The 21,092-nt window shown below is 35.6% G+C and carries 15 protein-coding genes; 7 read left to right on the forward strand and 8 right to left on the reverse strand.

Annotated features, from left to right (window positions below):
* Positions 1-192: 192 nt before the first annotated feature.
* The 6 genes from disA to AACV00_RS04170 form a co-directional block, all read right to left on the reverse strand.
* On the reverse strand, positions 193-2,025 hold the full coding sequence (gene disA / locus AACV00_RS04145) for a swarming inhibition tyrosine decarboxylase DisA (RefSeq protein WP_036905698.1): 1,833 nt from the start codon (positions 2,023-2,025) through the stop codon (positions 193-195).
* Positions 2,026-2,538: 513 nt separating this feature from the next.
* The gene (locus tag AACV00_RS04150; RefSeq protein WP_004248024.1) at positions 2,539-3,564 is read right to left on the reverse strand and encodes an NAD(P)H-quinone oxidoreductase; all 1,026 of its coding nucleotides are present in this window, start codon (positions 3,562-3,564) and stop codon (positions 2,539-2,541) included.
* A 130-nt stretch (positions 3,565-3,694) separates the two neighbouring features.
* Positions 3,695-4,579 carry a 4Fe-4S binding protein gene (locus AACV00_RS04155; RefSeq protein WP_004242836.1) on the reverse strand — a complete coding sequence of 295 codons (885 nt, stop codon included), beginning with the start codon at positions 4,577-4,579 and terminating at the stop codon, positions 3,695-3,697.
* A gap of 20 nt (positions 4,580-4,599) precedes the next feature.
* Positions 4,600-5,472, reverse strand: a complete 873-nt coding sequence (locus AACV00_RS04160; RefSeq protein ID WP_004248022.1) for a dimethyl sulfoxide reductase anchor subunit family protein — start codon at positions 5,470-5,472, stop codon at positions 4,600-4,602.
* Complete coding sequence (locus AACV00_RS04165) at positions 5,469-6,098, reverse strand: DMSO/selenate family reductase complex B subunit (protein WP_004242832.1); 630 nt, start codon at positions 6,096-6,098, stop codon at positions 5,469-5,471. Before AACV00_RS04165 ends, AACV00_RS04160 begins: the two co-directional genes overlap by 4 nt.
* Positions 6,095-8,491, reverse strand: coding sequence for a DMSO/selenate family reductase complex A subunit (locus AACV00_RS04170; RefSeq protein ID WP_036918287.1), 2,397 nt, complete (start codon positions 8,489-8,491; stop codon positions 6,095-6,097). The genes AACV00_RS04165 and AACV00_RS04170 overlap by 4 nt, the downstream gene beginning before the upstream one ends.
* A 565-nt stretch (positions 8,492-9,056) precedes the next feature.
* Here AACV00_RS04170 and AACV00_RS04175 point away from each other — a divergent pair.
* Both AACV00_RS04175 and uspE read left to right on the forward strand, forming a co-directional pair.
* The gene (locus tag AACV00_RS04175; RefSeq protein WP_004248018.1) at positions 9,057-9,815 is read left to right on the forward strand and encodes an FNR family transcription factor; all 759 of its coding nucleotides are present in this window, start codon (positions 9,057-9,059) and stop codon (positions 9,813-9,815) included.
* 142 nt (positions 9,816-9,957) lie between these two features.
* A complete protein-coding gene (gene uspE, locus AACV00_RS04180; RefSeq protein ID WP_004248016.1) occupies positions 9,958-10,908 on the forward strand; it encodes a universal stress protein UspE in 951 nt (316 codons plus the stop codon).
* Positions 10,909-10,990: 82 nt separating this feature from the next.
* Here uspE and pntB read toward each other — a convergent pair whose 3' ends face one another.
* Complete coding sequence (gene pntB / locus AACV00_RS04185; RefSeq protein WP_004242825.1) at positions 10,991-12,379, reverse strand: Re/Si-specific NAD(P)(+) transhydrogenase subunit beta; 1,389 nt, start codon at positions 12,377-12,379, stop codon at positions 10,991-10,993.
* Positions 12,380-12,390: 11 nt separating this feature from the next.
* Positions 12,391-13,920 (reverse strand): Re/Si-specific NAD(P)(+) transhydrogenase subunit alpha, encoded by a 1,530-nt coding sequence (gene pntA, locus AACV00_RS04190; protein WP_049203301.1) that lies wholly within the window; start codon positions 13,918-13,920, stop codon positions 12,391-12,393.
* Positions 13,921-14,307: 387 nt separating this feature from the next.
* Here pntA and ydgH point away from each other — a divergent pair, with 387 nt between their 5' ends.
* The 5 genes from ydgH (at position 14,308) to AACV00_RS04215 (ending at position 21,086) form a co-directional block, all read left to right on the forward strand.
* Entirely contained in the window at positions 14,308-15,261 is a 954-nt protein-coding gene (ydgH, locus tag AACV00_RS04195; RefSeq protein ID WP_004242823.1) for a DUF1471 family protein YdgH, read from the forward strand.
* A 268-nt stretch (positions 15,262-15,529) separates the two neighbouring features.
* Positions 15,530-16,924 (forward strand): amino acid permease, encoded by a 1,395-nt coding sequence (locus AACV00_RS04200; RefSeq protein ID WP_004248014.1) that lies wholly within the window; start codon positions 15,530-15,532, stop codon positions 16,922-16,924.
* Between the two features lie 489 nt (positions 16,925-17,413).
* Complete coding sequence (locus AACV00_RS04205) at positions 17,414-17,980, forward strand: fimbrial protein (protein WP_004251295.1); 567 nt, start codon at positions 17,414-17,416, stop codon at positions 17,978-17,980.
* Between the two features lie 26 nt (positions 17,981-18,006).
* On the forward strand, positions 18,007-18,681 hold the full coding sequence (locus AACV00_RS04210; protein ID WP_004248012.1) for a fimbrial biogenesis chaperone: 675 nt from the start codon (positions 18,007-18,009) through the stop codon (positions 18,679-18,681).
* Between the two features lie 8 nt (positions 18,682-18,689).
* On the forward strand, positions 18,690-21,086 hold the full coding sequence (locus tag AACV00_RS04215; RefSeq protein ID WP_036918285.1) for a fimbria/pilus outer membrane usher protein: 2,397 nt from the start codon (positions 18,690-18,692) through the stop codon (positions 21,084-21,086).
* Positions 21,087-21,092: the final 6 nt, after the last annotated feature.

The following is a 21,092-nucleotide window of genomic DNA, read 5'->3' on the forward strand; positions in this document are numbered from 1 at the left end:
ATGAATGATTCTCATTCTCGAACTTGATTTTATGTGCTATTTATAACGAAAATAAGGAGCTAGACAAACGAAACAAGCAAAGGAAGGAGTAACTTTAGTGACAGCGTCACTTTTATAAGGGTAAACTAAAAAAGTTAGCAACCTTTTCCTTGCTAACTTTTACTATGTTAAATAATAAATAGAACAAAATAACTATTTTAATGCAGATAGGACAACTTTTTTAATATAGTCGCACCCTGCTTTAATATGCTCTTCACCCCATTTGTCAGTGTTTTTTATCGTTAATTGTAAAAGACTTAAGTGGTTAACTTGCTTCCATTCATCTTTACCTAAATGACATTGTTGACAAAACTGAGCAGGTATATCATCGCTATTACGAGCACACAGCACTAATAGGTTGAGATCTTGCTTATATTGGCTTTTTATTTCTAAATTTTTATAAATAGCATTATTTAGCTGATTTTGTATTTTTAAACATTGGTTGCCTTTAATTGCAATGGCAAAAGTAAGTTTATTAAAATCTGAAACTGGCAAAATATGAATAGCATAAGAGATACCCGATTTTTCAAATTCGTTCTCTTGTTTTAATTGTTGTTCCAGTTTTACTCTAGCTTCCCATTGATTTTGAGCGCATTGCCCATACCCAAAATGATTAAAAGCATATAGCTGATGGATCCCCCACATTGATGCAACTGCAGGTGCTGATTGGATCCCATCGATTTCATCGGGAATATTCCCCTCTTCTGGGCACAGTTTTGGCGGGTTAGCGAGAAAACGGCTTAATCGAGCATCTTTTATACAAACAATCCCCGTAGGATAAGGAGAAAATCCCGCTTGAAATGGCTCAAAAGAAACAGAATCAGCTCTTGATAGCTGAGTAAAACTATCATAAATATCTGAGGTTAACTCAAGTAAAGGTGCTTCTTGCTTAAGTTTATCGCACAATATGTTATAAGGGATGATGCTATTATTTTCGTCAAGAAACAGGCTTTTCATATAGCCTAATTGGGATGCATCAATGTGAATATAGAATGAGTTGTTATGTTGTTTTTCACACTCTTCACGTAATTCGAAAAGAGGCTTAAGTTTGTCAATGCTACCGTATGTCGATGAGCCTAACACGCCAATAATACCGAGTATCGGCTCTCCCTGCTCGATTAGACGAAGCACAATATGACGCGTTTTAGCTATATCTGTTTTAAACTCTTCATCTATTGGTAAGGCAATGAGATTATCATAACCTAACCCCAAGATATCCATCGCCTTCTTCCAAAATTCGAAGCGGTATATCGGTACTAGTAATTTACCTAAATGCATCGTTCTTGTCATGCCTGTACCACGACAAGTTAAATGGCTGACATCATCAAAAATATCTCGCTCATATAGCTGTTCACTGATGGATAAAATATCAGTGATAGACATATTAAATAACTCAAATGCTTTTTTATCTGCAACCAGATCTCTTGATTTTGGATGACGTGCAATCGCCATCGGCAGTGTTTTTAAATTTCTCAAAGCCCACAAAATTTCATAACAAGCAAAAACATGACTGGTGGTAATATGTCCAAATGCTTTATCTGGCTCAAAACCGATTAGTTTACACAAATCATGAGTTATTTTTTGCTCTTGCTGTTTTTGTATGGGTGAATGTTTGTTAAAAACATTATCAGCATTATAGGCCAGTGCAGAAAGGTAGCCTAATTTCGCCAATCGCATGACGGGAGAGTTGTAATGTGAGAAATAAGGCTCAATCTCAGGTTTATTATTCATTAGCTGCTGGTTTAAATTATTTAAAATATCACCATAAGATCCCTTCACAGCTTTATTTTCAATAGTATTGCTTTTTATTTTGTTCTCTAATCTCTCATTAGTATTTATCTGTGAGTTATTTGGACTAGAATAAAAGGACTCACTATCCATCAACATCTTTACCATCTCTCGATGATAACATGTTAGGGTATCCACGGTTCGGGTATCAAACACACGCTCTGCAGCACTCAGACAGGTTTCTTTGTGATTTGCCATCATCGCACCTATATATAAATTTTTGTTATCAATTTTAATCAGAATTGAGTTTATTTTACGTAAATAATTAGTCTCTTTTTAAATGATATACTACATGATGAGTAAGAATCTTCTTTATTTTATTGATATCAGATAAGATTTTCCAAGTTCGTTCTAAAGTTTTAACTTTTTCATGATAAATGATTTAGTTTTATTAATTAGTTTATAAATTTCATTATCAATTTTGATTTATGCTATTTTTCAAAACTTATTATAATATTTTTACCATAGTCGATACTTAAATCTGTTTTATTTTAAATAAGTAATTTTTTATCTTAGATAAGATGGATTATTAAGTGAGGTTTATTTTTATAATGACGCAAAAAGCACAGGATCATATTAAAGCTTCTTAAATTTTTTATAGAGAATAAAAAAACACATAATATCTTTATTATGTGTTTTTTCAGAATAATCGTGATTGAGAATGAGAATGCTTTTATAACTTATAATAAATAAAATAAATTTATTTTCGCTCTACACCAGTGATTTATTCATATCAATCTCAAGCACTACTTTACCAATTAAGTCACCAGACTCCATTAATTGATGTGCTTTGGCAACTTCTTGTAAAGAAAAGACCGCATTAATAATAGGCTTAATTTGACCTTTGATAATCAACGGCCATACTTGTTGTTTTAATTCTTGTGCTATATGCGTTTTTTCTTCTGGCGTTCTAGAACGCATGGTAGAACCTGTATGAATTAATCGCTTAAGCATCAGTGGCATCATATTTAAGTTTTTAGGGGCCCCTTTCATCATGCCAACTTGGATCACTCTGCCAAATTTCGCCGCAACTTGATAATTTTTTTCCACATAATCGCCGCCGATAATATCAAGTATGACATCAACGCCTTTACCTTGAGTTAATACAGGAATTTCTGTAGCAAAATCTTTCTCACGGTAATTAATAACATGATTAGCCCCTAATTTTTGGGCAACTTCGGCTTTTTCTTTTGAACCTACCGTTGTGTAAATTTCACAACCAAGATTGTGTGCTAACATAATCGCCATAGAGCCAATCCCAGAAGTGCCCCCATGGATCAAAACCGATTCCCCGGCTTTTAACTGACCGAGTTGAAATAGATTTGCCCAAACAGTAAATAAATTTTCAGGTAATGCTGCCGCTTCAATATCGGTTAATCCTTGCGACGGTAAAGCGATATCTTCATGGACTAAACAATATTCAGCATAACCGCCACCAGCAACTAAAGCACAAACACGATCACCTATTGCCCATTTTGTACAATGTTCACCTAATTTCACCACTTCGCCAGCAATCTCTAATCCTAATATAGGAGATGCATCGGCTGGCGGTGGATAACTACCTTGACGTTGAAAAATATCGGGGCGATTAACACCCGCTGCATTAACTTTTACCAACATATAATGAGGGGGTAATGATGGTAATGGGCTATTTTCTAATTGCAGTTTATCAACGCCACCGGGTTCAGTAATAACCACTTGCGTCATAAAAGCAGGTAAGTCATTATTTTTTATCATGATGTCACCTTACTTAGAAATGAATGAGATCTTTATCAACAATCACTATCGCATAAAAATAGTCATTTTATTTAAGTAATGATGTTATTGAGATAAATTTATTTTTGCATAGAACAAATTATAAACACTGTTATAGCCATCCCTGTTTTTGATGCTGAGTACAAATCGGACATAAGGTGGCATTAGGCTCCCAAGCAAAAAAAGCAAGGCGGCATTTATCACATTGCGCATCATAATAATGGTAGTGTGTCGGTGTGCTATTTTTAGCAATTTGTTCTACGACTTTTATTGATTTTGGAAAACAGACAACTTGGCAGTTCATACAACCGGTACAACGTTTTTCATCAATGATAAAGCGATTATCTTCGATTGTGATTGCACCTTCATCACACACCTTGGCACATGCAGAACAAAGAATACAACTTTCTTTATCTAATTGAATATGGAACCAGCTATCTTGCGGATAAAGCTGTTTCCTTGCATTTAATCCTGTTTTTACGTGACCTTTATTAAGTGGCTTTTCATCTAATTTTTGTCGAAATAGCATAAAGCGACGACCACTATCGACCGGTTCAGGCTCCACTAAAACTAATTGCCAAATAGGCTCTTGTAAGGTTTTTAATTGCAAATTAAGTTGTGCGAGTATCGGCAGCCACTTATCAACCAAGGGTTCCGCTATTTTCATACCGCGTATTTGATATTGTCGATGCCAAACCAAAAGCTCTTCAATACTGGCCAGTGGTTCATCATGATTAATGACTAATAGATTATCTTGAAAGCTACGTTCATGGGGGGAGATATTTTCTATAGCATCAACAGGACAAGTAAATAGACAATTACCGCATTGGAAACAACGCTCATTATCTATTTCAACGTTCAAAAGACTAAAAGTGATAGCGTCCACAGGACAGACTTTTGAACAGCTATCACAAAGGCTTTGTTTGAGGCGTTTCCTAACACATTTATCATTAATGATAGGTTCAGGAGGAAGATCTACCCTAATAAAACGCCTCATACTTCATGACTCCATTACTATTACTTAACAATAAAAAATGCAAATCGGTTAAGTATTTCAGCAATTAACAGGACAATACCGCTACCCCAAATTAGAGATAACCCAGAAGTAAATACAGCTATACGATATTTATACAGGCTATATCCCATCATTAATATACTGATAATAGACAATATCCATGCAGATATTCTTAATCCGAAAGTCTCATTATACGCAATTATAGGGGTATGAGGAAAAGTAATTGCATCATTGGTTAATTGTATTTCTGACATCCATGATAAATAAAGTGGTTGCTCTGCCATACGGATAGTCACAGCAAGAAAAATACCAACTAAAGCACTTAATACTATTTTTTTAGCAAGTTCGCCATCAGCAAAGGCTTTAACCCTTATTGAAGTGATTAATAATGTGATCACCGCTCCCGCAGAAAAAACAGAGCCGATAAACATAAAATAGGTATTAACATGCATCCAAGTTATCATCGATGTGCTGTAATAAAGCGAAGCCATACAGAAAATATCCACTAACCCCAGTAAACCGATAATGGCTAATAGGGTTTTATTCATATGACCTTTTATTAGTACTAGCAAGGTATATAAACATAATGCGCCCAGGTAAAGAGCAGCAAAGATAATCTCACGGCTTAACCATGATGATGATATATGGCGCAAGGCATGAAACGCATTCCACGGATATCCCATATGCAGTGTTGAGGCTAATAATCCTAAGCATCCCAATATAGCACTTGTCAGTAATACGGGGCGCAAAGTGCGTGTTGCTCGTTGATTACCTATTTCTTTCTCTAACCAACAAAAATAGAGGGCAGTAAAAATAGTAACACCAACAGAACTTTGTACTAACAAAGTAAAGGTAACTAATGGCCATTCACTCATGCTTGGTTCCCTCCTTTTTTAATTGCACCAGTATGTGGTTTGATGACCAAATTAGGGTGAGTGATTGTAAAATCAGGTAACCCTTGAACTTGGCTTAAATGACCATATTTAGCGCGTAGATCTTTAATTTTTCCAAACTTAATCGCATTTAATGGACATGTATCAACACAAATAGGATTTTTACCTTCTGCTAATAAATCTACGCAGAAATCACATTTCGACATTTGTCCCGTTTCAGTATTCATTTGTGGTGCACCATAAGGACATGACCATGAGCAATAACCACACCCAACACATTTGCTGGTATCAACACGGACAATGCCATCTCCGGGGCGTTTATGCATTGCTGTTGTTGGGCAGTTTTTTACACATATAGGATCGTCACAGTGATTACATGAAATCGTTAATGTGTATGCAAAGACATTATTTTCAAATGCACCTTGCCCATTAGGTGCAAATCCCCCGCCCTGTATTTCATAAATACGGCGAAAACGGCGCCCAACCTCTAAATTATTTTTATCTTTACATGCAACTTGGCATGCTTTACAACCTGAGCAACGAGAAGAATCAATAAAAAAACCAAGCTGTTCATCGCTAACAGGCGCATATTGTTTGAATTCACTCATGCTTTGGTTACCTCAACTAAAACGGTTAAATGTGAATTACCATGGGCTAATGGTGTCATACGTGTTGATGTCAAAACGTTAGGGCACCCACCATGATCAACACCGTCTTTATCAGGAGACCACCAAGCCCCCGCCTGTAAACCAACCACACCAGGAATAATTCGCTCGGTAACTAAAGCGGGTATTTGTGTGATCCCTCTGTCGTTATAGATACGCACCATATCGCCATTTTTGATGCCTCTATTTTGTGCATCAATAGGGTTTATCCACATTTCTTGGCGTTGTACCTCTTGTAACCAAGGGTTAGCATATTGCGTTGAATTAGCTCTATTTTTTCCTTTCCAAGTTAACATTTGTAGTGGATATTTCTCGGTCAATTTATCTTCTGGACCTTCAATTGCAGGAACATAATGAGATAATGCAGGAATATCGACATTATTCATGTCATAGAGACGTTTAGAGAAAATTTCAATTTTTCCTGATGGAGTTGGGAAAGGATGATTTTCTGGATCACGAATATTTTCTTCAAATGCAACAAAAGGTGCATCTTTGAAAAGATAGCGGCGAGTCTTGAGCAATTCATCAAAAGTTGGGAAATCAGGTCTATCTTTAAAGCGTTCTTTGTTAGTATTAACGAGATAAGCTATCCACTCTTTTTCTGTTCGTCCTTCGGTAAAAGCCTCTTTGACTCCCATTTTCTCAGCAACATCGCTGATCCATTCATAATCAGAACGTCTTTCAAAAGCAGGTTCAACGACTTTTTCTGACAGTAAGAAATAGTTGCCCGTTCCCCATGTATTACCGATATTCCAACGCTCTAAAAAGCTCGTTTCTGGTAAAACTAAGTCTGCGTATTTGGCTGACGGAGACATATATAGATCACTAACAACGATAAACTCTACTTTAGATTCATCTTCAAGTAACTTAGCTGCCGCATTAACATCAGGGTTTTGATTGACAAGATAGTTACCCGCTAAAGAAAAGATCATTTTGATATTACTATCAAGTTTGTCGACGCCAATAAGGCCGTCTTCTGGCGTCACTTTGCTCGCATCCTCAACAGCTTGCATCCAATTCATAATGGATATTTGTGCAGTTACCGGATTTTTGCCAATATTAGGACCACGAATAGATTGACGGTTACCAATTCCGCCATATCCAGCCGCCCAAGCCCCTTTTTTACCCACATTCCCAGTAATTGCTGCTAATAACGTTGAACCACGGGCGGTACGTTCACCACAAATATGACGTTGTGGCCCCCAACCTTGAATTAAGGCCGCGGGTTTTGTCATCGCATATTCACGTGCTAATTGACGGATAGTATTGGCTGGGACTCGTGTGATTTTTGTCGCCCATTCAGGGGTTTTCGCTATACCGTCTTTTTTCCCTAACAAATAAGCCATTAATGATTCGTTAGCTGGCACCCCTTCTGGCATATGATCTTCATCAAAACCTACCACATATTTATCGATAAACGCTTTATCATGTAAATTTTCGGTCACAATGACATACATCATTGCATCCATCAGTGCATTATCTGTGGTAGGAAGTAATGGGATCCATTGATCAGCTAAAGATTGAGCTGTATCTGAATAACGAGGATCGACAACAATAAATTTGGTCCCATTATTTTTCATTTTTTGAAAATAGTGATTGGTGTGACCAAAAATGGTTTCGTTGGGATTATGTCCCCACAAAATAACTAAAGGCGTATCCGCTAAAGTATCAAGAGAACTTCCTGTTTTAGATACGCCATAAGTATAAGGTGTTACTTTAGCGGTATTCCCTAAGCTCACTGAATGATAATAAGGAAGATATCCTCCTGTGAGATTAAAGAGTTTTTTCATCATAGTATCACCAGAGAAGATCCCCCCAGTGACAGCGGTATTTACCGTAAGAAAACGGCTTGCTGCACCATGCTGTTGAGTTAATCGTGTTACATTATCAGCAATTAAAGAGGTTGCTTCATCCCAAGAGATACGCTCAAATTTGCCTTCACCGCGCTTACCCACACGTTTCATGGGATATTTAAGTCTATCCGCATGATAAGTGAATTTACGATAACCTCTACCTCTTACGCAGGCTCTCATTATCGGCATTTGTTCATCTAAATCAGCATCTGGTCTTGTGGTAATACGGGTAACAATCCCCTCTTTAACATGAGCTCGGATATCACATTTACCACCACAGTCAAAGGTGCTACATGTTGCGACGACAGTAGCAGGTTTCTCATCAATGTTGGCAATAGGTAGGCTTTTATCAAGATTGGCCTGTGCATTTTGTGCGAAAAAAGGCATACTCACTAATGCTGCACTGGCTTGTACAAAATGACGACGCGTTAATGGCATCCCCTCTTGATTAGCAAGCCTTTTTTCTTGTTTTTTTATAGACATATCATTCTCACATAACTATTTTTATTAATGAAAATGATAAAAGATAGTGGATAACCCTTATTGATACATATCAATACCACTTAATAGGTAAGCGAATGTTTCAAAACTCCATTCGTCTTTGTATGGGATCTGCCATTTTATAAGGAAAAGCTAATTCAAGTTAGCATTAAGTTGTATCAAAAATACATTTAGCTAACTTTACTTAGGAAGTGTTAACAGATGATTAATTTCTGTTGGCAAAACGAAAAGTTAAGAAAATAAAGTGAATAAGATGTTAATCCTTGAATAAAATTTCTTGAGTTCCCTCCTAATTTTTAGTTTTACCAAAGATAATTTAGCAAATACCCTATGACTTCCTTAAAAAATCGAATAATATACCAATCGTGTATAGGGTTAGCGCAAATTATTCTAAATAAGTCACCAAACAAAACACGGGCTTAATCAATCTATATCGTTTTTTACATTCAGAATTATTTCTATGCGTACCATTATTCCCCTTACCAATTACAGCAATGTGTGTTAAAATTGACACATATCAATATTTTTATTTGTAATGAGCAAGCTTATGATCCCAGAAAAACGCGTCGTTCGCCGAATCCAATCTGGCGGTTGTGCAATCCATTGTCAAGATTGCAGTATTAGCCAGCTCTGCATCCCGTTTACTTTAAACGAGCATGAGCTTGATCAACTGGATAATATTATCGAGCGTAAAAAACCTATCCAGAAAGGTCAAACCTTGTTTAAAGCCGGTGATGAGCTGAAGTCACTTTATGCCATTCGTTCAGGAACTATTAAAAGTTATACGATCACTGAAGAAGGCGACGAACAGATCACAGGTTTTCATCTTGCAGGTGACTTGGTTGGATTTGATGCCATTATCAACACCGAACACCCAAGCTTTGCACAAGCTCTTGAAACATCAATGGTTTGTGAAATACCATTTGAAACACTAGATGATTTATCAGGCAAAATGCCTAATTTACGTCAACAGATGATGCGTCTAATGAGTGGCGAAATCAAAGGTGACCAAGAGATGATCTTACTGCTATCAAAGAAAAATGCAGAAGAACGTTTAGCCGCCTTTATTTATAACCTCTCTCGCCGCTTTGCGCAGCGCGGTTTTTCACCTCGTGAGTTCCGTTTAACCATGACTCGTGGTGATATTGGTAATTACTTAGGCCTGACAGTAGAAACTATTAGCCGACTATTAGGTCGTTTCCAGAAAAGTGGTATGTTAAGTGTAAAAGGTAAATACATCACTATTGAAGATAGTGAAATGTTAAGTGAACTCGCAGGCAAACTGCCTTCCTCAACAGAAGCTTAATCTTTTACATTACATCACCTATTTTTATAACGGGGCACACAAATTTGTGTCCCGTTTTCTATTTTGTGCTATTGCATTTTAGCTTCTTGGGTTATCTTTAAAAATGTAGATGGATAAATCCAGCCCTAAAGAGGATATAGCAATGGAAAAATATCAAAACCTTCTCGTTGTCATTGATCCTAACCAAGATGACCAACCAGCACTACGTCGTGCTGTTTATATCGTTCAGCGTAATGGTGGGCGGATAAAAGCTTTTCTACCTGTTTATGATCTCTCATATGACATGACCACCCTTTTATCTCCCGATGAACGTAATGCGATGCGCAAAGGCGTGATTAATCAAAAAACCGCTTGGATAAAACAGCAAGCTCGCTATTATCTTGAAGCCGGCATTCAAATCGACATAAAAGTGATTTGGCATAACCGACCGTATGAAGCCATTATTGAAGAAGTGATCACCGATAAGCATGACTTACTGATTAAAATGGCTCATCAACATGATAAGTTAGGCTCCTTAATTTTTACTCCTCTAGATTGGCAATTGTTAAGAAAATGCCCTGCTCCTGTATGGATGGTAAAAGATAAAGAGTGGCCAGAATACGGCACTATTGTTGTCGCCGCTAATCTGTCCAATGAAGAGTCATATCATGATGCATTAAATTTAAAGTTAATTGAATTAACTAACGATTTATCTCACCGTATACAAAAAGATCCAGACGTTCATTTACTCAGTGCCTACCCTGTTGCACCCATTAATATTGCAATTGAGTTACCTGACTTTGATCCTAACCTTTATAACAATGCTTTGCGTGGACAACACCTTATAGCGATGAAAGAGCTTCGCCAGAAATTCTCTATTCCTGAGGAAAAAACACATGTCAAAGAAGGATTGCCTGAGCAAGTTATCCCTCAAGTATGCGAAGAGCTAAACGCGGGTATTGTCGTATTAGGTATTTTAGGGAGAACTGGACTTTCTGCCGCTTTCTTAGGAAATACAGCAGAACAGCTGATCGACCATATAAAATGTGATTTACTCGCTATCAAACCTGATGGCTTTACCTGTCCTATCACTGTCGATTCAGACAACGAATAACGCTTTTAATACTGTATAACAAAACGCCCGCTATCACTTAAATAGTCGGGCGTTTTTTATTAAAGATTATTAGCTAAACAGATCACAAGGCTTTTAAAATCGCATCGACACTGGCTTTAGCATCACCAAATAACATTTGGGTATTTTCTTTAAAGAATAATGGATTTTGTACCCCCGCATAGCCAGTATTCATAGAGCGTTTAAACACGATCACGTTTTGAGCTTTCCATACCTCTAATACCGGCATACCTGCTATTGGACTATTAGGATCGTCTTGTGCGGCTGGGTTAACAGTATCATTTGCACCAATAACTAAAACGGTATCTGTATCAGCAAAATCATCATTGATTTCATCCATTTCTAAGACAATATCGTAAGGTACTTTCGCTTCTGCTAACAATACATTCATATGCCCCGGTAGACGACCCGCAACTGGGTGAATACCAAAGCGTACTTTTATACCACGCTGACGAAGCTTTTCTGTTATATCATGTACTGGGTATTGTGCTTGTGCCACTGCTAAGCCATAACCCGGCGTAATAATCACTGAAGTTGAGTTTTTCAATAGTTCAGCAACTTCTTCTGCGGTTGTTTCACGATATTCCCCCATCTCTCCTTCGTCACTGGAGCTGCTACCATCTGTACCAAAACCACCGGCAATCACGCTAATAAATGAGCGGTTCATTGCTTTACACATGATATAAGAAAGAATAGCGCCCGATGAACCCACTAATGCCCCTGTCACAATTAACAAATCGTTGCTTAACATAAAACCAGCAGCGGCGGCGGCCCAACCCGAATAAGAGTTCAACATTGACACAACAACAGGCATATCCGCACCACCAATGGAGGCAACTAAATGCCAACCAAATGCTAATGCAATGACTGTCATCACAATCATTAAAAAGACTTGTAAACCAACACTGTCAGTTTTGACAAACCAGATCATTAATAAAAATGAAATAACTAAAGCCGCTAAATTAAGTTTATGGCGATTAGGCAACATCATAGGTTTGGATGACATTTTGCCACTTAGTTTGCCATAAGCGACAATAGAGCCGGTAAAAGTAACCGCACCGATAAAGATACCTAAAAAGACTTCTGTGAGATGAATGTTGGCCATTACAGGATCAATGGCAGGATTGTGATCTAGATAACTATTAAAACCAACCAGAACCGCTGCTAAACCCACAAAACTATGCAAAATAGCCACCAACTCTGGCATTTGCGTCATTTCAACTTTTTTGGCTAAACGGATACCAATAACGGCACCAATAACCATAGCAACAATGATCCAACCTACATTATCAGCATAAGGCCCAAAGATAGTCGCAAATAACGCGATAGCCATCCCTGCAATACCAAAGTAATTCCCCTGTTTTGAGGTTTCATGTTTGGATAACCCTGCAAGGCTAAAAATAAATAATATTGCGGCGACAATATATGCCGCTGTAACAACACCGCTGGACATAATTGTCTCCCTTATCCTTTACGGAACATTTTCAACATACGTTGAGTGACGGTAAATCCACCAAAAATATTAATACTGGCAATTAAAATAGCGATAAATGAGAAAAAGCTTACCCAACCACCACTACCGATTTGTAGTAATGCACCAACGACAATGATACCTGAAATGGCATTTGTCACTGACATTAATGGGGTGTGCAATGAATGGCTGACATTCCAAACAACGTAATAACCAACAACACAAGAAAGTGCGAAGACAGTAAAGTGTGATAAGAACTCTTTTGGCGCAACATTAGCCAACCATGCGAACAGTAAAAAGGCAATAGCCAATAAACCATATTTTTTCCACGGGGAAATAGGTTTTGCAACGGGTTTTTCTTGGGGTTTTGCAGCAGGAGCTGCTTTAGGTTGCACCGAAACTTGAATAGGAGGCGCCGGCCATGTCACTTCCCCTGCTTTAATAACGGTAACACCGCGAATAACCACATCATCAAAATCAATATTGATATTACCATCTTTTTCTTTACAGAGTAATTTCAATAGGTTAACTAAGTTAGTACCATAAAGTTGAGATGATTGAGCCGGTAACCGGGCGGCTAAATCGGTATAACCAATAATTTTCACACCATGTTCAGTGGTAAAAATCTCACCAGGAACGGTATATTCACAGTTACCACCATTTTGGGCAGCCAAATCGACCACCACACTGCCTGGTTTCATTGAATCAACCATCTCTTTAGTGATTAAACGTGGTGCAGGTTTTCCTGGAATTAATGCTGTTGTAATAATGATATCAACATCTTTGGCTTGCTCTGCAAATAATGCCATTTCTGCATCAATAAATGCTTTTGACATCACTTTAGCATAGCCATCACCACTCCCCGCTTCTTCTTTAAAATCCAGCTCTAGGAACTCAGCGCCCATACTTTGCACTTGCTCTTTGACTTCAGGTCGAGTGTCAAATGCACGAACAACAGCGCCTAAACTACCTGCGGCACCAATTGCGGCAAGTCCAGCGACACCCGCACCAATTACCATCACTTTGGCTGGTGGTACTTTACCTGCAGCAGTAATTTGCCCAGTAAAGAAACGGCCAAATTCATGAGCGGCTTCAACAACGGCACGATAGCCGGCAATATTCGCCATTGAACTTAATGCATCTAAAGATTGTGCACGGGAGATACGCGGTACACTATCCATAGCCATTACATTAATCTCTTTTTCAGCTAATTTTTCTAGCAATGGTGCATTTTGTGCGGGCCAGATAAAACTAATTAAAGTCGAGCCTTTTTTGAGTAAAGCAATTTCATCTTCTAGGGGGGCATTAACTTTTAAGATAATGTCGGATTGCCAAATATTTTGACAATCTAAGATCTCAGCCCCTGCTTGTTGATAAGCGTCATTATCGAAACTAGAAGCAATGCCAGCTTCATTTTCTATCGCGACTGTAAATCCTAATTTCAAGAGTTGTGTGACTGTAGCAGGTGTTGCTGCAACTCTTGTTTCGTTAGAAAGTCGCTCTTTGGGTATACCAATTCGCATAATTTTCCCTTCTTATCCATCCGAAAACTGTTAAAATTTCATGGCTAATTTCATTAATATGCAAAAAAATTGTTAAGCATTATCATTCACATGCCATTTATTGGGGTACTAATAACCTACTGAAAATAAAACCAATAATCTAGATCTGTGTAAAGCTAAAATTGAACTTAATGCGATCATTTTAGTCGAAAAGGCATATTAATGAATTATTCACTATATTTAAGTAAATATCTGGTAACATATACTGGTCATTTGACCCAGTGGCTATTCACTAAATAAAATAATGCGACAAACGCTATTATTACATGTAATAATTGCACTCTATGTGATAGATCACTATGTTCAGCACATGACCAATATTAATTGCGCAAGGCGGAAGGATTTTGTATGAAGCTGAAAACCTCAGTCATCGCAGCAGCGGTGTTATCTTTAACTAATATTACTGTTGCGCAGGCTGCACAGGAACTGTCTCCAGAACAAGCGGCAGAGCTAAAACCATTTGAAAGAATTACAGTCATCGGTCGTTTTAATGCGATTTATGAAGCAGCTGACGCAGTATCTCGTCGTGCTGATAAAATCGGTGCTGATAGTTTTTACATTCAAGGTCTAGATGATATCAGTGATAGTGGCAACATGAGTGTGACTGCCGATCTGTATCGAAAAGATGCACCAAAAGCAACTGAAGAAGAATACCGCGTATTTCATGGTGTAAAAGAATTACCAAAACCTGAAGCTATTTTGCTACAGCCTTTTGATACCGTTACTATTCATGGTTACTATCCAACAACACCTGATATTAATAACGAAATCGGGAAAGAAGCAGCAAAAAAAGGTGCAGCATCATTCTTTATTGTCCGTAATATCTCGGTAAATGATGGTGGTAACCAAGAAGTTACTGCTTATATCTATAAAAAAGATGCCCCTAAAAGAGCCATACAGTCTTCAGAAGCCGTGGTTCCTTATGACTCTGATGCGGGTCGAGCGCTTATTGCCGAAGGTGGAAGTGCAGCCAATAAAGTTGAAAAACCAGGACTTGCGTCAAATAGTGACTTTGATAGAAATGTAGGTGTATTTGCTGAAACACAATCATCAGGTAAAAGCGGACGTTACACTGTCACCTTACCTGATGGCACTGAAATTCAAGAGGTTAATAAAGCAGCGGCTGCATTAATGGAACCTTTTGATACCATTACTTTCAGTGGTTATTTTGTGAACTCACCGGAAGTTTCTTATCAAGTTGCTAAACGTGCCGCAGAGAAAGGTGCAAAATACTACCATATTACTCGTGAATGGCAGAGTAATGGTGGTACGGTAACAATCACCGCTGATTTATTTAAATAATCTGTTGTTACTTTCTCTTTTAAAAACCTTGCTCTATGCAAGGTTTTTTTATACTTGTCCAAATAACCTCACTCAATTTCTTATCCTTATGCATAAAATTTATGATTTTATGCATAGACAACCAAGTCAACTCTCCGTAAAATCTCGCTGTTTTTTAGTGGTTTTATCTTTGTCTTAAATTAACAGATTCATATTTATGCTAATTATTAAACCAAAAACAAGAAAATACGCTATTTATTCACAATTTTAATCATGCAGGAACTTATCTTTGAATAAAAAACTTGGTTTAATGTCACTAACAGCGTTAGTGCTAAGCTCAATGGTTGGTGCAGGTGTATTCAGTTTGCCTCAGAATATGGCTGAGGTTGCAAGCCCTGCGGCACTGATTATCGGTTGGATAATAACAGGGGTTGGCATCCTTTTTCTCGCCCTATCATTGTTATTGCTTTCTCGCTTAAGACCTGATCTTGATGGCGGTATTTTTACCTATGCGAAAGAAGGATTTGGTGAATTTATTGGCTTTTGTTCTGCTTGGGGCTATTGGGTCTGTGCGGTAGTTGCCAATGTCTCTTATTTAGTCATCGTTTTCGCTGCTGTGAGTTTTTTCACCGATAGCCCTAATAATATTATTTTTGGTGATGGTAATACATGGCAGGCATTGCTGGGTGAATCAATCTTACTTTGGGTTGTGCACTTTTTAGTTCTACGAGGTGTACAAACAGCCGCTAGTATCAATTTAATGGCCACGATGGCAAAATTAATACCATTGGGGTTATTTATTATTGTTGCCCTACTTGCCTTTAATATGGATATTTTTACCCTTGATTTCGAAGGGATAAAAATGGGCGTGCCCGTTTGGGAACAAGTAAAAAATACCATGTTAATTACTTTATGGGTATTTATTGGTATTGAAGGGGCCGTTGTCGTATCTGCAAGAGCAAAAAATAGAAGAGATGTTGGTTTAGCGACAATATTTGCGGTTGTGATCGCGCTGATTATTTATATTCTCGTTACCCTATTATCTCAAGGATTAGTTAGCCAACCAGAGCTTGCTATGATGAAAAACCCATCTATGGCACCTTTACTGGTTCAACTAATTGGAAATATAGGTGAGATAGTTATTGCCGCCGGCCTTATTCTATCGGTATGTGGCGCTTATTTAAGCTGGACAATTATGGCTGCTGAAGTCCCTTATATTGCAGCATTACACCACTCTTTTCCCAAACAACTGAGTAAACAAAATCACAATGATGCGCCTTCCTCTTCCTTGTGGTTTACTAATTTAGCTGTTCAATTATCACTAGTATTAATTTGGCTTACTGGTAGTAATTACAATACCCTACTGACCATCGCGTCAGAAATGATCCTCGTTCCTTATTTCCTGGTTGGTGCTTTCTTATTTAAAGTTGCCATAGAACGCAGTAGCCGAGGATTATTACTGATAGCAATACCTGCAAGCCTCTATGGTTTATGGTTACTTTATGCATCAGGTGTAATTAATTTATTACTTTCCGTCGTTCTCTATGCACCCGGTGTATTAATATTTTTATATTCACGAAAACAATATAAAGATAAACAGTCATTAAATACTAGTGAAAAAATACTACTGATGATGGTATTAATTGGCGCAATTCCTGCTTGTGGCTATTTAGTATTTAATTAAGATCTATATTCCCCCTTGAGAAAGAAGCAAGGGGGCATCTCTTTCCCTTCACTCCCCTTTTTTTCTACCCAAGCTTCTCTTGTTCATTTCCTTAAGCTTTGTCATTAGAAATTGAATAACGCCATGTTTTGATTACTTAGCAAGTAAATATTATTGATGATGGTTAGGTGCATTATATTATAGAAATAAATTGTATGTTGTAACTAATTATTTTATTAATTGACCACAATTTACCCATATAATTTTTATATAAAATTCATTTTTTATATGATGTTTTTTAAAAATCTAGTGAATAACACAATAAAATATATTATTTTTAGTTAATACCTCCATGTAGAGTATAATACACAGACAGATAAACTAATTTTCTAACAAAAAGCAGATAAATACACTTTATTTACTTTTTGTTAGAAAACTATATTATCCACTCCGTCGCAACAAATAGGATAAACCTATTGCATTATCAAATTATTTATTAAAGGAAAAACGATGAAAATAAAAAATCATATCAGATTACTATCTGCATTATTAGTTATCTCTTCTAGCATGAATGTATTAGCAGATAATAGCAAAACAACAGAAAAGAAAAATAGCAATATTATTAATTTTAGTGGAACAGTAACATCAACATCCTGCAATATAGAAAGCCCTAATTCTCTTATCACTTTGCCCGCAATTAATAAATCGGAAATAGTCTCAGATAAAGATTGGGCCAAAGCCAAAAGCAGTACAGGTAGTAATTTTGAAATTAAACTATTAGATTGTGGCAATAATAATGCAGCATTAACATTTAACGGTACTGATTTAGCGAGTGAAAATAAAATTCTGAAGAATAAAAATACCACAAATAATGGTGCTAAAGGAGTAGGAATTTTCATTCGTAGTGATGAAGGTAATAAAAATATCATTCATTTAAATGGTAACCAAGCAATAACTAAGAGAATTGAAAATAAAACAGTAACTTATAAATTCCATGCCAATTACGCAAGTTATCTTCCAAATCCAACATCAGGAACTGTCAATACATCAATAAGTTTTACCGTTAAATATTCTTAATTAAAAAAACACAGGATTATTTTATTATGAAGTATAATGTTTATATTTTATTTATCATAATTCTGTGTTCTACTTTTTTTACACAAGCAAATGTAATATATAGTGGAACACGGTTTATCTATAATGAAGACGATAATGATATTATTATTAATATAAAAAATAAAAACTCCGCTACTGATTATTTAATACAAAGCTGGATCACAAAGGATGAAAATGATAAAAATACACCTTTTATGATTACCCCACCGTTATTTAAATTAAATAAAGAACAATCTGCAATTTTGCGAATTGCCAAAATCACATCAATAGCTCAAACAGATCGTGAAAGTCTTTTTTATATAAATAGCAAAGCGATCCCTATCGCTGAATCAAAAAATAATAGTATTCATATATCAATTAAATCAGTGTTTAAATTATTTTACCGACCACATGGCTTAACAGAAACAGTTGAAGAAGCGACAAAAAAAATTATTTTTTCTATAAATAATAAAAAAGAAATGATAATAAAAAACAACTCTGAATACTACTTCACTATTATAAATATTTTTTCTAATGGGGAAAAAAAAGAGATCTCAGTCATGCTATCCCCTTTTAGTGAAATTAATATAGGAAAAAATCATTTTGGTACAGCTAAAGTAGGCTGGAGCTATATAAATGATTTTGGTAATGAAGTTAATATCAACATAAAAAATAGCGAATAGTATTAATTATGATAAAGTTATCTCCTATTTCTTTACTCTTATTATTTACGCCCTATGTATATGCAAATGCACTTTACTTACAAGCAATTGAAAACCACAATGGAAATATTGATTTTTCACTCTTGCTTAATGAAAATTTTCTCGAAGGAACCTATAACATAACAATTTATATAAATAACAATAAAAAACAAAATTCTGAGATATCATTTAAAAACAAAAACAATAACTTAACTCCAATAATAACTCTATTTGATTTAAAACAATGGGGAATAAACACCAATTATTACGAGCCTTTAAAAAATAAGTTAGACAACGATATCGTTGACTATGATTTATTAAAAAAATTATTTAATATAAAATTAGAAATTAACAAACAGTCGATTTACTTTAAAGTACCATTAATTGCGATAGAAAAAAACACTTCATATTCCAAAGAGAAATTGGATGATGGTGATAATGCTGCTTTCATTAAATACAACTATCAAGGCCATTATTATAAACAAAATAGTTTAAATGGACAACACATACATAACCTACAGCTATATAATGGAATTAATTTATTTGCATGGCGTTATCGTCAAGATCTAAACTATAATAATAATAATAATTCTTTTTCTATAAACCAGCAATATGTATATAGGACACTTAGAAATATTAATTCCATTTTAACTATGGGTGATTTCTATGCTTATTCTCCTAACTTAAACACTTATAAAATACTAGGCGTGCAAATCAATAGCGATAATGCAATGAAAGATGGCTCTCTAGTAGGTTATGCACCCATTATAAGTGAAACCGCCTATACCTATGCAGAAGTTAGCATTGAGCAAAATGGAGAAACACTATATAGCACATCTGTACCTCCTGGGCCATTTACTCTTAATAACCTTCCCTCTTTAGGTACAAATGGTGAATTAGTATTAATTATAAAAGAAGAAAATAGCGAAGTAAGAAAGAAGAAAATCTGGAATTATTCTTCACAGTATTTATTAAGAAAGAACCAATGGAATTATTACTATACTATGGGTTTAGTAAACAATCCTCAAAAAAAACAGTTTCCTTCTAATAAGAAAAAAGAACTATTAACTCAATTGAATTTAAGCTATGGAGTGAGCAATTATTTAACGACAATGATAGGAGCTGAAAAAAAAGGAGATGATATTAAAGCACTTATTGGAAATACCCTAGGATTAAATATCCTGGGTATAGTCTCATTAGAAAACGCTTGGATAAGAGAGAAATATCATCAACAATATCAGTCCAATAAGATTAATTACCAAAAAGTATTTTCTATGGAAAATACAACTATTTCATTAAACTCATCATTCTACTTTAGATTTAAAGAGAATTATGCTGTAAATAAAGAATATAAGAAATATGATTTAGGATTTCACTTTTCACAATCATTAAATAATAATATTGCTTTAACGTTGGGGTATAATATTGCAACCTATTATCACTCAAAAGAAAAAAGCCAACGACTTTTTATTAATACTAGTTCAAATTATAAAAAACTTTCCTATTCATTAGAGCTAGAGAATAGCAAAGATCAGTACAGCAATAATAATCAATTATCAATTTTTTTAAATTATCCTATTGGTCAAGATCTCTCTCATTGGGTAACAGCAAGGATCAATTATGATAATAGAGAAAAATATTTTCATGAGAATATTTCATTTAGTGGAAATACATTAGAAAATAATCGGTTAAATTATAACCTTAATTTTTCTAAAAATAATAAAGAACACTTAGATTCATCAATGAAAATTAGTTATTTAAGTAGGATAGCCAAACTAAATATAAACTCTCGATTTAATAAAGATAGTTATTCTTTAGGCTATGGACTCAATGGCGGCATTGTGTTTCATAATGGAGGAGTAACTTTAGCCCAAGATCTAAATGATAGTTTTGCTATCCTAAATTTTGCAGGTGCTAAGAAAGTAAAAATAATAGGAAAGCCAACAATAGAATCAGACCGAAGAGGTTATTTAATCATTCCTAATTTAACTAGTTACCATAACAATAAGTTCCACATTGATGCGAAATCATTAGATTATAATTATAATATTGATAATTATAGCTATCATTTAATTCCTACTAAAGGAGCTATTATTGCAAAAAATATTAAGATAACTAAAGGAGAAAGTGCTTTATTTACATTTAACCAAAACATTCCTTTTGGTGCAACAGCCTATGTGAAAAATTCTGATGGCACCCTATCCGATATATCCTATGTAAATGAAGATAATAAATTATATATTTCTAATTTACCCATCTTAGGAAAGATTTTTGTAAAATGGGGAAGTTCCAACAAACAACAGTGCTCATTTAACTATCAATTAAATGATAATGAAAAACAAAATAGAATTTATTTTAAAACTGTAAATTGCATTAAAGAGGAATAATATATA

The sequence above is a fragment of the Proteus sp. G3927 genome, from assembly GCF_963894685.1.
Taxonomy (GTDB): domain Bacteria; phylum Pseudomonadota; class Gammaproteobacteria; order Enterobacterales; family Enterobacteriaceae; genus Proteus; species Proteus mirabilis.